12 protein-coding genes are annotated in these 14266 nt (G+C 57.1%); 5 read left to right on the top strand and 7 right to left on the bottom strand.

From position 1 onward, the window contains the following. Window positions 1–301: 301 nt before the first annotated feature. Both trmA and GNF76_RS19685 read right to left on the bottom strand, forming a co-directional pair. Entirely contained in the window at window positions 302–1381 is a 1080-nt protein-coding gene (gene trmA, locus GNF76_RS19690; RefSeq protein WP_155584784.1) for a tRNA (uridine(54)-C5)-methyltransferase TrmA, read from the bottom strand. Further along, window positions 1378–2673, bottom strand: coding sequence for an NCS2 family permease (locus tag GNF76_RS19685; RefSeq protein WP_155584783.1), 1296 nt, complete (start codon window positions 2671–2673; stop codon window positions 1378–1380). Before GNF76_RS19685 ends, trmA begins: the two co-directional genes overlap by 4 nt. A gap of 209 nt (window positions 2674–2882) precedes the next feature. On the opposite strand from GNF76_RS19685, the gene GNF76_RS19680 reads away from it, so the two are divergent. Next, entirely contained in the window at window positions 2883–3329 is a 447-nt protein-coding gene (locus GNF76_RS19680) for a DUF4879 domain-containing protein (RefSeq protein ID WP_155584782.1), read from the top strand. An 86-nt stretch (window positions 3330–3415) separates the two neighbouring features. On the opposite strand, the gene GNF76_RS19675 is transcribed toward GNF76_RS19680, so the two are convergent. Further along, complete coding sequence (locus tag GNF76_RS19675) at window positions 3416–5908, bottom strand: membrane-targeted effector domain-containing toxin (RefSeq protein WP_246211945.1); 2493 nt, start codon at window positions 5906–5908, stop codon at window positions 3416–3418. A 141-nt stretch (window positions 5909–6049) separates the two neighbouring features. Further along, the gene (locus GNF76_RS19670) at window positions 6050–7288 is read right to left on the bottom strand and encodes an MFS transporter (protein WP_155584781.1); all 1239 of its coding nucleotides are present in this window, start codon (window positions 7286–7288) and stop codon (window positions 6050–6052) included. Window positions 7289–7617: 329 nt separating this feature from the next. Between GNF76_RS19670 and GNF76_RS19665 the strand changes: the two genes are divergently transcribed. The 3 genes from GNF76_RS19665 to GNF76_RS19655 are packed head-to-tail and all read left to right on the top strand — an operon-like array spanning window position 7618 to window position 10246. Beyond that, entirely contained in the window at window positions 7618–9057 is a 1440-nt protein-coding gene (locus GNF76_RS19665; protein ID WP_155584780.1) for a cytochrome ubiquinol oxidase subunit I, read from the top strand. A gap of 1 nt (window position 9058) precedes the next feature. Further along, entirely contained in the window at window positions 9059–10066 is a 1008-nt protein-coding gene (gene cydB, locus GNF76_RS19660; RefSeq protein WP_155584779.1) for a cytochrome d ubiquinol oxidase subunit II, read from the top strand. 12 nt (window positions 10067–10078) lie between these two features. Continuing rightward, a complete protein-coding gene (locus tag GNF76_RS19655; RefSeq protein WP_003215809.1) occupies window positions 10079–10246 on the top strand; it encodes a DUF2474 domain-containing protein in 168 nt (55 codons plus the stop codon). Between the two features lie 62 nt (window positions 10247–10308). Here the strand turns inward: GNF76_RS19655 and GNF76_RS19650 are convergent, their stop codons facing one another. Continuing rightward, complete coding sequence (locus GNF76_RS19650; protein ID WP_155584778.1) at window positions 10309–11433, bottom strand: methyltransferase; 1125 nt, start codon at window positions 11431–11433, stop codon at window positions 10309–10311. Window positions 11434–11595: 162 nt separating this feature from the next. Continuing rightward, window positions 11596–12306, bottom strand: a complete 711-nt coding sequence (locus tag GNF76_RS19645) for a helix-turn-helix transcriptional regulator (RefSeq protein WP_155584777.1) — start codon at window positions 12304–12306, stop codon at window positions 11596–11598. 446 nt (window positions 12307–12752) lie between these two features. Here GNF76_RS19645 and GNF76_RS19640 point away from each other — a divergent pair, with 446 nt between their 5' ends. Next, window positions 12753–13529, top strand: a complete 777-nt coding sequence (locus GNF76_RS19640) for a ferredoxin--NADP reductase (RefSeq protein ID WP_155584776.1) — start codon at window positions 12753–12755, stop codon at window positions 13527–13529. A 45-nt stretch (window positions 13530–13574) separates the two neighbouring features. On the opposite strand, the gene mscL is transcribed toward GNF76_RS19640, so the two are convergent. Further along, window positions 13575–13988, bottom strand: a complete 414-nt coding sequence (mscL, locus tag GNF76_RS19635; protein ID WP_155584775.1) for a large-conductance mechanosensitive channel protein MscL — start codon at window positions 13986–13988, stop codon at window positions 13575–13577. Between the last annotated feature and the right edge of the window lie 278 nt (window positions 13989–14266).

Genomic DNA, 14266 nt, shown 5'->3' with positions numbered 1-14266 from the left:
ACCCTGTAGCCGCTGCCGAGGTACGAGGCTGCGATGCGGGCCGCAGGACCGCCCTCGGGGGGCGCTTCGCAACCCATCGCAGCCTCGTACCTCGACAGCGGCTACAAAAATCGGACCTCTGCGCGATTGTGTAGATACCTATGCTGCGATTGGATCAACTCGGTATACCTGAAGTATCGAGGTGTCTGCATCGCAGGCAAGCCAGCTCCCACACTGAATCTGCTTCGGTTGCTGGATCTCCATTCCTTGACTGAACGGCATTAGTCTCGAGGACGGCTCTTTTGTGCGGCACTCGAGCGGTTTACCGCCGGGTCAACAACACACCCGATTCCATGTGATGGGTCCATGGGAATTGGTCAAACAAGGCACAACGCGTGATGCGATGGGTGTCATGCAACTGAGCAATGTTCGCCGCCAACGTCTGCGGGTTGCAGGAGATGTACAGGATGTTGTCGAAACGCCGGGTCAACTCGCAGGTGTCCGAGTCCATCCCGGCACGCGGCGGGTCAACGAATACGCTGCCGAACTCGTAGCGCTTGAGGTCGATGCCATGCAGGCGGCGGAATGGTCGCACTTCGTTCAGGGCTTCGGTCAGTTCTTCGGCGGATAAACGCACCAGAGTGACGTTATCCACAGCGTTTTCATCGAGGTTGCTCAAGGCGGCATTGACCGAGGTCTTGCTGATCTCGGTGGCCAGCACCTTACGCACACGGGTCGCCAGTGGCAGGGTGAAGTTGCCGTTGCCGCAATACAATTCCAGCAAGTCGTCGGGACGATCGCCCAAGGCCTCATAGGCCCAGTTGAGCATTTTCTGGTTTACCGTGCCGTTGGGCTGGGTGAAGGCGCCTTCCGGTTGGCGGTAACTGAAGGTACGACCGCCAACGTCGAGTTTTTCAACCACGTAATCGCGGCCGATCACGTCACGTTTGCCTTTGGAGCGGCCGATGATGCTGACGTTCAGGTCGGCTGCCAGCTTGTTTGCCGCCGTGTGCCAATGCTCGTCCAGCGGACGGTGATAGCACAGCGTGATCATCGCATCGCCGGCCAAGGTGGTCAGGAATTCCACCTGGAACAGCTTGTGGCTCAGGGCAGCGCTGGCTTGCCAGGCGGCCTTGAGCTGCGGCATCAACTGGTTGATGCGCAGGCTGGCGATGGGGAACTCCTCGATGAGGATCGGCGTGCGCTTGTCGTCCTGGGAGAACATCGCGTAGTGGCGCTGACCCTCTTCGCGCCACAGGCGGAACTCGGCGCGCAGGCGGAAGTTCTGCAGTGGCGAATCGAAGACCTGAGGCTGGGGCGCGTCAAACGGCGCCAGCAGGTCACGCAAGCGCGTGACTTTTTCTTCCAGTTGGACGGTGTAGTGTGCGGCGTCAAAAGTCATGCGTTGAACCAGCCCAGCTTGATCACAAACAGAATCGACAGAATCACCAGCGCGGGGTTCAGCTCACGGTAGCGGCCCGAGAGCAGCTTGATGGCGGTCCAGGCGATGAAACCGAAGGCAATGCCGTTGGCGATGGAATAGGTGAATGGCATGGCCAGGGCGGTGATGACCACAGGTGCGGCGACGGTGATGTCGTCCCAGTCGATTTCAGCAAGGCCCGATGTCATCAGCACGGCAACGAACAGCAACGCCGGTGCGGTGGCGAAGGCCGGTACGCTGGCAGCCAGTGGCGAGAAGAACAGCGCCAGCAGGAACAGGATCGCAACCACGACGGCGGTCAAGCCGGTACGACCACCGGCACTGACGCCGGCTGCGGATTCGATGTAGCTGGTGGTGGTCGAGGTACCCAGCAAGGAACCGGCCATGGCGGCGGTGCTGTCAGCAATCAGCGCACGGCCCATTTTTGGCATATGGCCATCCTTGCCCATCAGGCCGGCGCGCTTGGCGACGCCGATCAGGGTGCCGGAGTTGTCGAACAGGTCAACGAACAGGAAGGCGAAGATTACGCTCACCAAGCCGATATCCAGGGCGCCCTTGATATCCAGTTGCAGGAAGGTTGGGGCCAGGGAAGGTGGCATCGACATCACGCCGCCGAACGGGGTGAAACCCAAGGCGATGGACGCGATGGTGACCACGAGGATGCCGATCAACACCGCGCCACGCACTTTCAGGGCTTCCAGCGCTACGATCAGCGCGAAACCAAGGGTGGCGAGGATCGGTGCCGGTTGTTTCAGGTCACCCAGGCCAACCATGGTGGCCGGGTTACTGACCACGATACCGGCGTTGTGCAGGGCGATCAGCGCCAGGAACAGGCCGATACCGGCGGCAATGGCCGAACGCAGGGGCAGCGGGATGCTATTGATGATCCATTCACGGATGCGGAAGATCGACAACAGGAAGAACAGCACTGCCGAGATGAATACCGCGCCCAGCGCCACTTGCCAGGTATGGCCCATGTGCAGGACCACGGTGTAGGTAAAGAAGGCATTCAGGCCCATGCCCGGTGCCAGGGCAATCGGGTAGTTGGCGATCAAACCCATCACGGTGGAGCCGATGGCCGCTGCCAGACAGGTGGCGACAAACACCGCGCCCTTGTCCATGCCGGTCTCGCCGAGAATGCTCGGGTTGACGAACAGGATGTAGGCCATGGCCAGGAAGGTCGTGATACCAGCGAGAATCTCGGTGCGCACGTTGGTGTTGTGTGCTTTGAGTTGAAACAGCTTTTCCAGCATTTCTGCTCCCTGTGGCGCATTCGGCGCCGTGAATTGTTGACCTCTAAGTCAAAGCACAAACTGCGCCAAGCGCCGTGCATTTTCGCAGAGGTTCGGAAAAAGCGGCGCATCATACCAGCAGCCGAGGCTTAGTGGCTGTCGAGTATAGTTCTGGTTGGCGAAGGCTTGAGTCATACTTTGCCGACGATTCGTGGGGAGTTATCAACAGCATGAAAAAAGCCATCGCCTTGAGCCTGGGTCTGCTCGGTTGTACGGGCTTGTGGTTGGCGGCTGCACCGGCCTGGAGCGCGCCTGCACCGGCCTTGAGCGAGGTGCGGGTGTTCAAGGTCGAGTCGGCGAGTTGCACGGAATCCATCCCCGAGCGAGCTGACAGCACCCGGCAATGCGAACATCGCGGGCTGACCAAGGTGTATGTGATGGAAGTCGGCCTGGGTAACAACCCCATGGGCCGCTTCAATGGCGCAAAACTGGACGGGCAGCGTACGAGCGTGTGCCAGGTCGGTAACATCAGCCAGGCCTGCAATGGTGCGGGCACCTTGATGGGCTACATCTATGTGTTTGACCTGAATGTCGAAGCCCAGGGCTGGTTCGAATACAGCAACTCGTCGATTAACGGCCCGCAGAATACCTTGAAGACGCTGCTCGATATCCGCTGATCACTGAGCTGCAAACGGACATCCTCAACCGCTACGCCGTCGGCAAGTATCAGATCAGGGTACACCCCCCCCTTCGGGGGGAGCATTTACAGGTCAATATAGAGTTCTGTTTTGTCTGGAGATTGAATGACAGAGGTTCCTCTATTTGGAACCGCATCGTCGACGGAAACCCCTGTTGCGCCTGTCAGATTAGAAATACCTCGAATAGGAGGTTCACCGTCATAGGTGAACACATGGTCGCTGCCGACTCTTGCAATCCATTTTGCTTGGGGGTTAGCCGCCTGATCGCTCTCGATCAGCTTGGCTGCGTAGTAGTTCATGTTTTTAAGCCGCGTGGATTTTGGTTCCACAGAGGGCACATCAATCGCTTTAACCCGAATGCCATGCTGTCGCATGCTTAAAAGAAGTTCTCTATTGGTATAGGGGCCGTGTGCGCTATGGGCGCGGTCAATGAGTCTTAAATTGTTCCTTAACGCGGGAGAGAACTCACCCGTGTCGAAAAAATTATCCAGATCAGGTTGCAGCGAGTGGTCGAATCCCTCCGAATACAACGTGGTTACATTGTTTTTCTTGAACTCGCCTGCGTTATCAATAAGCAGTCGTAACCCGGCGGATTGCGAATGGTCCTCGCCGATAATCATACCGAGTGATTTTTGGAATACGACGTTGATGACCTCTGTTGGCGACGCATTGCGTGGTATCTGCGGATGAACGGGCATCGCCTTCGATTTTGCTTTTTTATGATAGTTGTTAGCGTCCTTCTTCAACTTTTTATCTATTTTTTCGTTCGTCCTCGACGCTGAAGATTCTCCTTCAGCCGGATAGTCATATGCGCCGGGGTCAAACGGTTGACCTGCTGAGCTTCCTGATTGCCATGGCCATGGCATGCCCCCAGGCCCGGTGACCGGTTCCCAGCCGCCATCCCGGGTGGAATGTACTGTCATCACAGGCTTGTGGGTGTGTGGGTCGATAATCTGGACATAACCGTCACTGAGTTTGAATCGGCCGTCGATCTCATATACCCGGTTGGTCCCCTTGTCGTCGGTCAACCGTATAAACCATCGGTCTTCGCCCTGTGGTCCTTTGACTTGATACATGCCTTTGGCGTTAGTCTTGGCACCTTCGATCAGCTGCTCACCCTCCGCTATGGCGTGACGGCTGATATCGGGCCACTGGGAGGGGCGCAGGCGATTTACCTCCGGTTCGGCGGGCGCTGCGGAGTCTGGCTTGGCGCTGCTCGGCGCAGGCTCCTCACGTGGTATCGTCTCTACCTGCTTGACCTCAGGAGCTGCGGGCTTACGATCATTTGCCAGGTTGTAAGGCTCGCGTGGCGCTTGCGGTCCTGGCCCGTTTTTCCTGGCGGGACTGTTCGGTTTAAGCGCAAGCCCATCTGCCAGATCCCTTGTCTCCTGATCGCTCAGCGGCTCATTTCGAATAGCCTTCGCCAGTAGCGATGAGAGCGCTCTGGCTTGGCCATAAACCGGGACAAATCCCTGGGCGAAATCGCCGACGCCTTTGAGCTCTGAATCCATGGTCGATTTGTCGAGACCGAATACCTTGCCGATCTGATTGTTGGTGTTCAAATCAACCAACAGCGCGCTGAATGGGTTGTCCAGATATCGCTCTACAGTGTCCGCGGTGCTTTTATTCACGCCGAAAACTTGCAAGGCATCCCCGATACCGGCAGAGGGGTGCTCAAGGTGAGTCAGAAGCTCATCGTAGAGCCCCCTGATATTGTTCGCCCCGACATTGTTGGCCGCTTCATGCTGAACCTTGTGCCTGAACTCGCTGGCTGTCATTGGCACGAGTGGTTTGTGACTGTTCAAGCCATCTTTAACGAAATAGAAGTTGCGCTGTTTGTCTTGGCCTAGAAGGTTTCCGTAGGCGTCATATTCAAATAAGACTTTTCCCCCATCAGGTCGCTGCCCTGAATAAAGTACCCGCCCTTCAGGTGAAGAACGTTCCTCTTTAATATTGGTCAAGCCATTGACCGACGTGGGCGGCGCGGAGGGGGTTTTATCCAAACGCCCGAAAATATCGCCTCCTTCGTTGGCATAGGGGCCGACGATGGCGTTGATATCATTGTTTCTGAACCGAGTCATCGTATCGATGACGCGCGCCTTTTTTGCGGGAGAGCCACCCTCTGCAAAGTGCTGGCTGAATCTCTCCAGTCGATTGGGGTCGTTGGCCTGGGTTTTTAACCACGTATTCATTTCTTCGACAGTCTTGAACGATTGAAATGAGCTCCCTTCTTTTTCTGGAATAAAAAGCACGATATTGGGCCCGTCAGGCACAGGCGGTACACGTTGAATGAAAATGATGTCCTTGGCTTGAATACCGTCCACGGCAAAGGTTTTGACTTGCACTTGAGGGCTTTTGTTTTTACCCGGCCACATCACGGCATCGACCATCTGGTTAACTTCGGGCCTCATGAGCCCGCTGTTCATATCTTTTGTGATGCTTGCCGTGAACTGATCCTTGGTGGTCAGCAGCGTGTAGTTTTCGTTGGGGGTATCCCAGGAGGTAGCCGGCAATGGATGGGGGGGAGTTGTCCGAATGGATACGCTAGCAGTGTTCATATCTATCACCGGCCGAGAGTATGTTGAAAGGTATTCGGATATCGCGGGAATTTTCCAGCAATGCCCTAACGCTTACGTGACCCCGGTGTACGAATTCGTTCCGTCTCCAGCCGATATAAGTTGATTCAACAGACACAGTGCTTAAGCGCTTGTCTCTTCCACCGGCTCATGCATACGGTCGCGATTGGCCAGGCTGGGGAACAGTTTGATCCAGACCCCGGTCACCACCAGCGTGCCGATCCCGCCCATTACCACCGCCGGTACTGTGCCGAACCAATGGGCGGTGATCCCCGATTCAAACTCGCCCAACTGATTCGACGCACCGATAAACAGCCCGTTGACCGCGCTGACCCGGCCACGCATCTCATCGGGTGTTTCCAACTGCACGAAGGATGCCCGGATCACCATGCTGATCATGTCCGCCGCGCCCAATACCACCAGCACCGCCAGGGAAAACCAGAACGAGGTGGACAGCCCGAAGGCAATGGTCGCCACGCCGAACACACCGACGGCGGTGAACATGATCCGCCCGACCTTACGCTCCACGGCAAACCGCGCCAGCCACAACGACATTAACAACGCGCCCACTGCCGGCGCCGAACGCAGCAGCCCCAAGCCCCAGGGACCGGTCAGCAGAATGTCCTTGGCAAACACGGGCAGTAATGCCGTAGCGCCGCCCAACAGCACGGCGAACAGATCCAGGGAAATCGCCCCGAGGATGTCCTGTCGACTGCGGATAAAACGAATCCCGGCCAGCAGTGAGTCCATGGTTGCCGGGGCTTTGTTCAGCGGAGTTTGTCGAGCGGGGAGGTTCAGGGTCAGCACGCAGGCGATCAGGTACAACAGCACTGTCGGGCCATATACCCAGACGCTACCGAAGGCGTAGAGCAGGCCGCCCAAGGCCGGGGCGACGATGGTCGCCAATTGCTGGGCCGCTTGTGACGAGGCCACGGCGCGGGGAAATAGCCCGCTGGGTACGATGCTGGGTAGCAGCGCCTGGGTCGTGGGCATTTCAAAGGAGCGCGCCGCACCCAGCAGGAAGGCGAGAATGAAGATCAGCTCGCGGGTGACGTTGCCGGTCAGGCCGCCGATGGCCAGGGCGAGCGCGATCAGCGCCTGCACCGTCTGGCAAATGGCCGCGACTTTGCGCCGTTCATAGCGATCGGCCACGTGACCGGTGTGAAGCATGAACAAGACTCGAGGTGCGAATTCGACCAGGCCGACCAATCCTAGGTCGAGCACGTTACCGGTGAGTTGGTAGAGGTTCCAGCCGATGGCCACGGTAAGCATCTGGAAGCCACTGGCGGTGAAGATTCGCGCCAGCCAGAACGCGATGAAAGGGCGGTGATGGCGTAATAGCAGCGCGGGTTCACTGGGCATGAGGGGAGACAGGTCTGGCTCGGGGAAAAGCGAGGTTATCACCAAGTTGTAACCAATAGTTGCGGTAATCCCAAGGCCCCGGGCTGAGGCAACCTGTCACGCGGCAAAAGACCACACAGGCCAATGCCGAAAATGGGACTACTCTTTCAGCAATGCTTGATCCAGATCAAAACCTTTGCGGGAATTGGTCTGGCGGCCGCAAGGCCAGACTCCCTGCGTGGCTGGTTAAAAAAAGAAACGAATTTGAATTCGCCACACTCCATATCCGTGGGGCCAGTGGATGCTGAGCTGGCAGCCGGCATTCGGTATTACCTGACAGAGGAAGACTTATGTTCGGTTTGGAGGCGCTAGATCTCGCCCGAATTCAGTTCGCATTCACCATCTCGTTCCACATCCTGTTCCCGGCCATCACCATCGGCCTGGCCAGTTACCTCGCGGTGCTGGAAGGCCTGTGGCTGAAGACCCACAACGATACCTACCGTGACCTTTACCATTTCTGGTCGAAGATCTTTGCCGTCAACTTCGGCATGGGTGTGGTGTCCGGGTTGGTCATGGCCTATCAGTTCGGCACCAACTGGAGTCGCTTCTCGGACTTTGCCGGCGCCGTCACGGGCCCGTTGCTGACCTATGAAGTACTTACGGCCTTCTTCCTCGAAGCCGGTTTCCTGGGGGTGATGCTGTTTGGCTGGAACAAGGTCGGACGCAAGCTGCACTTCTTTGCCACGGTGATGGTGGCCGTCGGTACGTTGATCTCCACCTTCTGGATTCTTGCTTCCAACAGCTGGATGCAAACGCCTCAGGGCTTTGAAATCATTGATGGCCGAGTGATCCCGGTGGATTGGCTGGCGGTGATCTTCAACCCGTCGTTCCCTTACCGCCTGATGCACATGGCGACCGCAGCCTTTGTGGCCACGGCGTTCTTCGTCGGCTCATCGGCGGCCTGGCACCTGCTACGGGGCAAGGACAATCCGGCGATTCGCACCATGCTCTCGATGGCGATGTGGATGGCGTTGATCGTGGCGCCGATCCAGGCCGTCATCGGTGACTTCCACGGGCTCAATACCTTGAAGCACCAGCCGGCGAAAATCGCCGCGATTGAAGGTCACTGGGAAAATATCGGTAACGAGCCGACGCCGTTGATCCTGTTCGGCTGGCCGGATATGAAAGCCGAAAAGACCAGGTTCGCCGTGGAAATTCCTTACCTGGGCAGCTTGATCCTGACTCATTCCCTGGACAAGCAGGTACCGGCCCTCAAGGAGTTCCCGCCTGAGGATCGCCCCAACTCGACCATCGTGTTCTGGTCGTTCCGGGTCATGGTCGGCCTGGGCTTCCTGATGATCTTCACCGGCCTGTTCAGCCTCTGGCTGCGTAAGGGCGACAAGTTGTACACCTCGCGGCCGTTCCTGTATCTGGCGCTGTGGATGGGCCCGTCCGGCCTGATCGCGATCCTCGCCGGTTGGTTCACCACCGAAATCGGTCGTCAGCCGTGGGTGGTCTACGGCTTGATGCGCACGGCGGATGCGTCTTCCAACCACAGCTTCGCGCAGATGAGCATTACGTTGGTGCTGTTTGTGGTGGTGTACTTCGCGCTGTTCGGCGCCGGCCTGGGTTACATGATGCGCCTGGTGCGCAAAGGTCCTGTCATCAATGAAGGTGCGGAAGTCAGCCACGGTGGCCCTGGCCGGAAACGCACACCGGCTCGTCCGTTGTCTGCGGCCGGTGACAGCCATGACGCCGATCACGGCGACAGCCTGAACAAGGGGAATTGAGATGGGTATTGATCTTCCACTGATCTGGGCCGTGATCATCATCTTCGGCATCATGATGTACGTGGTCATGGACGGTTTTGACCTGGGAATCGGCATTCTCTTTCCGTTTATCCCGGGCAAGACCGACCGTGACGTGATGATGAACACTGTTGCTCCCGTCTGGGACGGCAACGAAACCTGGCTGGTACTGGGGGGCGCGGCACTGTTCGGCGCCTTCCCGCTGGCTTACTCGGTCGTGCTGTCGGCGCTGTACCTGCCGCTGATCCTGATGTTGATCGGGCTGATCTTCCGGGGCGTGGCCTTCGAGTTCCGTTTCAAGGCCAAGGACGACAAACGTCACCTGTGGGACAAGGCCTTTATCGGCGGCTCGCTGGCGGCGACGTTCTTCCAGGGCGTGGCACTGGGGGCGTTTATCGACGGCATACCGGTGGTTAACCGCCAGTTTGCCGGTGGCTCTCTGGACTGGCTCACACCGTTTACCCTGTTTTGCGGCGTGGCGCTGATCGTGGCGTATGCGTTGCTGGGTTGCACCTGGCTGATCATGAAGACCGAAGGCAAGTTGCAACTGCAGATGCATGACCTGGCGCGTCCGTTGTCGTTCGTCTTGTTGGCGGTGATTGGCATCGTCAGTATCTGGACGCCACTGGCCCACCCGGAAATCGCCTCGCGCTGGTTCACCTTGCCGAACCTGTTCTGGTTCCTGCCGGTGCCGATCCTGGTGTTGGTGACCCTGTACGGACTGATTCGCGCCGTGGCCCGCAACGCCCACTACACGCCGTTCCTGCTGACGCTGGTGCTGATCTTCCTCGGCTACAGCGGCTTGGGCATCAGCCTGTGGCCGAACATCGTGCCACCGTCGATCTCGATCTGGGACGCTGCCGCACCACCGCAAAGCCAGGGCTTTATGCTGGTGGGCACGCTGTTCATCATCCCGTTCATCCTGGGTTACACCTTCTGGAGCTATTACGTGTTCCGCGGCAAGGTCACCCACGAAGACGGTTATCACTAGGAGGATTGATCCATGTCCGGCAAACCTTCGTTGCACGACATCGAACAGGCTGAGAAAAAGCCGCTCTGGCAGCGCTTGGGCTGGTTGGCGATGATCTGGACCGGCAGTGTCCTGGCCCTGTTCGTGGTGGCCAGCCTGATGCGCATGTTCATGAATGCCGCAGGCCTGACCACCCACTGATATCCCATCCCGTCGCCTGCGGCACGGCTTTATGACCCTCCTCACGGAGGGTTTTTTTTGCTTTATTTTCGCGCTTTGAGAATCACGAACTTCGGGGTGGCGGCCACTTGTTCCACGCCCCGGAACAGCCGCGCCAACTTGCTGTGATAACCCAGGTGGCGGTTGCCGACGATATACAACGCGCCGCCCACCACCAAGGCTTCGCGGGCCTGCTGGAACATACGCCAGGCGAGGAAGTCGCCCACCACCTGTTGTTGGTGGAACGGTGGGTTGCACAGGATGACGTCCAGCGATTGCGGCTCCTGGTCTGCCAGGCCATCGCCGGGACGAATCACCACTTCTCGTTGACCCAGCGCCACCTGCCAGTTTTCGGCGGCCGATTGCACAGCCATGAATGACTCATCCACCAAGGTGTAGTGCGCCTCGGTGTTTTGCAGCGCACTGGCAATTGCCAGTACACCATTGCCGCAGCCCAGGTCCGCTACCCGGGCGCTGCCCAGGTTTTGTGGCAGGTGCGGCAAGAAGGCCCGGGTGCCGATGTCCAGTCCTTCGCGGCAAAACACGTTGGCGTGGTTGAGTAACTCAATGGCGGGTGTTTCCAGGTGATAGCGGGTGGGGTAGGGCGACACCGCCTGTGGCCGGTCCGCCTGGGTGGCGATCAGCAGGCGAGCTTTTTTCACTGCCAGAGAGGCATGCATCGGGCCGATGTAACGTTCCAGTAACTCACCGGCGGCTCGGGGCAGGTGCTTGACCATGGCTGCGGCAATCACTTCGGCGCCAGGTGCCAGTTGGCCTTGCAGACGAATCAGTTGTTCTTCCAGCAACGCCAGGGTTTTCGGTACGCGGATCAGTACGCGGTCGAAGGGCCCGGTGGGCGTCTGGCTGGCCGGTACCATCGACACGGCGTCGAACGCCTTGCCGTTGCGCACCAGATTCTTCTCCAGGGCCTGAGCACCGAGGAACGAATCGCCGCTGGAGGTCACCTGTACCCGCCCTTCGAGGCTGGCCGCGAGGGCACCAAAACTGTCATTGAGCACCAACACGCGGGCTGCGAGGGAGGGCTGTTGCTCCGCCAAGTGGTTGAGCAAGTACTCATCGGCCGCGTCAAAGGCTTGCAACGGCTCATTTTGTTGCTCAGGCTGGCGGATCAGATCGAGTTGGGCGAAGGGGCTGTCGAGCAGGGGCATGGCAGGGGAGGCTCTGGGTAATCGAGGGGGGTTCCACAGGTGACATGAGGAACCATCTGAATGAACGGCGGTGCGGACGGTGAAGGCCCGCGTCATCATTCAGAACGGGTCGTAAATGTTACTTTTTTTTCCGGTGGATTACATTCGGTGTTTTTACCTGACTTAAAACAGTCCAGCTCTTACCGCCGTCATCACTGCCGCGATCTTGTTATTGACGCCCAATTTTTTCATCGCGCTGCTGATATGGAAGCCGACGGTGCGTTCGGACAGGCAAAGAATCTGGGCGATATCGGCTGCGGTTTTGCCCAGTGCCGACCATTGCAGGACTTCAGTTTCGCGTGGTGTCAGTGTGCTGGCTGGGCGAACAGGAGGCTTTTCGGCGAACTTTTGTGCCACCACCGCATGCAGGGCGTGGCATAACCAAAGGACTTGACCTGCTTTTTCGTAGAGTTCTTGCGGGCTGACGGCGCCGGACTTACGCCCCAGGGTCAACATGCTGAACACACCCTGGAAATCATGGACTGCCTGGGTCCAGCCGAAATTCAGTCCGTGGGATTGGGCATGGCACCATAAGTCCGGGACGGCAGAAAACGTTTTTTCTTCCCAGATAATCGGTAATACGCAACGCTTGCAATGAGCAACTACAGGGTCCATCTCGAAGTAATGTTCTTGTTTGTAAAGTGTGTTCCATTCATTTGGGTAGTTGTTAATGTAGACAGGTTTTATTTGATTTTGAGGGTGGTGAGAGCTCATCGCAAACGCACAGTATTGGAAACCGAGCTCATAAGTAAGATTAAGGGCTGCTTCAAAGGTGCTGGTTATTTCGCTTTCACCTTCCAGCTTGGGTAGATGGGTGTTTCGCCAGTTGACCATCGGTAAATCTCCGTGAGTCTTGCTGTATCGCGGGTACGTCCGGATCCCGATTCAGTACGGAAAATAGTGTAGGGCATGGACTACTTTGCGAAAGTAAAAAAATCTCCACCTTTAGTGATAGGCGGTGTGTTTTGTTGTACATCTTTGGGTAGACTGTATAGATAAAATTTGAAGGTGAGTGATTTTTCGTTTGTTTTTCAATTATTTGGTATTAATCAATAAGTCCTAATGGACGGCTGATTTCCTCGTCTAATAACTTGCTTGAAGCCTGCTTCATAGCTAAATAGTTAGTGGTGCAATTAAATGGCCACTCCAGCAAATTTGCTGAATCAGTTAAAAGTGACAGCTGGGTCAGGTTTTGCTCAGGTCGATGTCACTACAAACCGCCGGTGTTTCCAGGCGTCGCTTTGAGGGACACTAGGGGCATCTGTAAAACGGAGTCCCCCATGACGGCCAGTGCTGAAAAATACACACGCCAGACCTTGCTCGATGTGCAATCGCTCACCCCCAGCCTGTTTACCCTGCGCACTACCCGGGACCCGGGCTTTCGCTTTCGGGCCGGCCAGTTTGTGCGACTGGGCGTGACCAAGGCTGATGGCAATATTGTGTGGCGGGCCTACTCCGTGGTGTCCTCGCCTTTTGATGAACACCTGGATTTCTTCTCTATCGTCGTACCCGGTGGGGAGTTCACCAGTGAACTGAGCCGCCTGCGCGAAGGCGATACCTTGCTGGTGGAACGCCAGGCTACCGGATTCCTGACTCTGGATCGGTTTGTCGACGGGCGAGATCTGTGGATGCTGGGGACGGGTACCGGAATTGCACCTTTTCTGTCGATCCTGCAGGACTTTGAGGTCTGGGAAAAATTCGAGCGAATCATCCTGGTCTACAGCGCGCGGGAAGCGAGAGAGTTGGCGTATCAATCGCTCATCCATGAGCTGAGTGAGCGTGAATACTTGGCCGAGCACGCCCATAAACTCACTTACATTCCGATTGTTACCCGTGAACAGTACCCAGGAGCGCTGAACGAGCGGATCACTGCCTTGATCGAAAAGGGTGAGTTGGAGCAGGCCGCCGGTGTTGCACTGACGCCCGAACATTCTCGGGTGATGATCTGCGGTAATCCGCAAATGATTGATGACACGCGCCAGATGCTCAAACAACGGGACATGCAGTTGAGTTTGACCCGACGCCCAGGGCAGGTGGCCGTGGAAAACTACTGGTAAGAAAAAGGCGCCCCGAGAGGCGCCTTCTTTCTGCTTGCCCGTTTATCAGGGCTTGCTGTTCTGTGCCTTGAGCAGATCGCGGATCTCCCCCAGCAGCACTTCTTCCTTGGTCGGAGCCGGCGGCTCGCTAGGCGCCACGGCTTCTTCACGCTTGAGGCGGTTGATGGCCTTGATCCCCATGAAGATCGCAAATGCGATGATCAAAAAGTCGATGATGCTCTGGATGAACTTGCCGTACGCCAGGACCACCGCAGGCACATCGCCTTGGGCTGCCTTGAGCGTCACCGCCAGATCGCCAAAATTCACCCCGCCGATCAGCAGACCGATCGGGGGCATCACCACGTCGCCGACAAAGGAAGATACAACTTTGCCGAAGGCGGCGCCGATGATAATACCGACGGCCATGTCGACCACATTACCTTTGACCGCGAAGGCCTTGAACTCACTGATCACGCCCATAGGTTATTCCTTGTTACAGTTGAGATGAGGTGGGAACAGTGTAAGTCAGTCTTGCACGGCTTGCGCGACACAACCGCTAACATTGTTCGAATTTATCGACACATCAAATCGCAAATAGTTTTCAAAGTGCCATCAATCGCGCGCGAAATACCCGCTATTTCAGGGATTTGCCATGCTATTTTCTTAATCGGGTCGGTACGGGTTTTCTATTTATATTCTGACTCCCGGGTCACTAGCCTCTAGCAAGCACAACTCAATGTGCATTAAAAAAACTAGAG

Origin of the sequence: Pseudomonas spelaei (genome assembly GCF_009724245.1) — a bacterium.
GTDB classification, from domain to species: domain Bacteria; phylum Pseudomonadota; class Gammaproteobacteria; order Pseudomonadales; family Pseudomonadaceae; genus Aquipseudomonas; species Aquipseudomonas spelaei.
The sequence above is the reverse complement of the archived record's forward strand: the minus strand, read 5'-3'. Positions and strand labels throughout refer to the sequence as shown.

Coding starts and splice junctions, on each gene's coding strand:
- trmA (WP_155584784.1), bottom strand. CDS start 1,381: ATGACTTTTGACGCCGCACACTACACCGTCCAACTGGAAGAAAAAGTC.
- GNF76_RS19685 (WP_155584783.1), bottom strand. CDS start 2,673: ATGCTGGAAAAGCTGTTTCAACTCAAAGCACACAACACCAACGTGCGC.
- GNF76_RS19680 (WP_155584782.1), top strand. CDS start 2,883: ATGAAAAAAGCCATCGCCTTGAGCCTGGGTCTGCTCGGTTGTACGGGC.
- GNF76_RS19675 (WP_246211945.1), bottom strand. CDS start 5,908: ATGAACACTGCTAGCGTATCCATTCGGACAACTCCCCCCCATCCATTG.
- GNF76_RS19670 (WP_155584781.1), bottom strand. CDS start 7,288: ATGCCCAGTGAACCCGCGCTGCTATTACGCCATCACCGCCCTTTCATC.
- GNF76_RS19665 (WP_155584780.1), top strand. CDS start 7,618: ATGTTCGGTTTGGAGGCGCTAGATCTCGCCCGAATTCAGTTCGCATTC.
- cydB (WP_155584779.1), top strand. CDS start 9,059: ATGGGTATTGATCTTCCACTGATCTGGGCCGTGATCATCATCTTCGGC.
- GNF76_RS19655 (WP_003215809.1), top strand. CDS start 10,079: ATGTCCGGCAAACCTTCGTTGCACGACATCGAACAGGCTGAGAAAAAG.
- GNF76_RS19650 (WP_155584778.1), bottom strand. CDS start 11,433: ATGCCCCTGCTCGACAGCCCCTTCGCCCAACTCGATCTGATCCGCCAG.
- GNF76_RS19645 (WP_155584777.1), bottom strand. CDS start 12,306: ATGGTCAACTGGCGAAACACCCATCTACCCAAGCTGGAAGGTGAAAGC.
- GNF76_RS19640 (WP_155584776.1), top strand. CDS start 12,753: ATGACGGCCAGTGCTGAAAAATACACACGCCAGACCTTGCTCGATGTG.
- mscL (WP_155584775.1), bottom strand. CDS start 13,988: ATGGGCGTGATCAGTGAGTTCAAGGCCTTCGCGGTCAAAGGTAATGTG.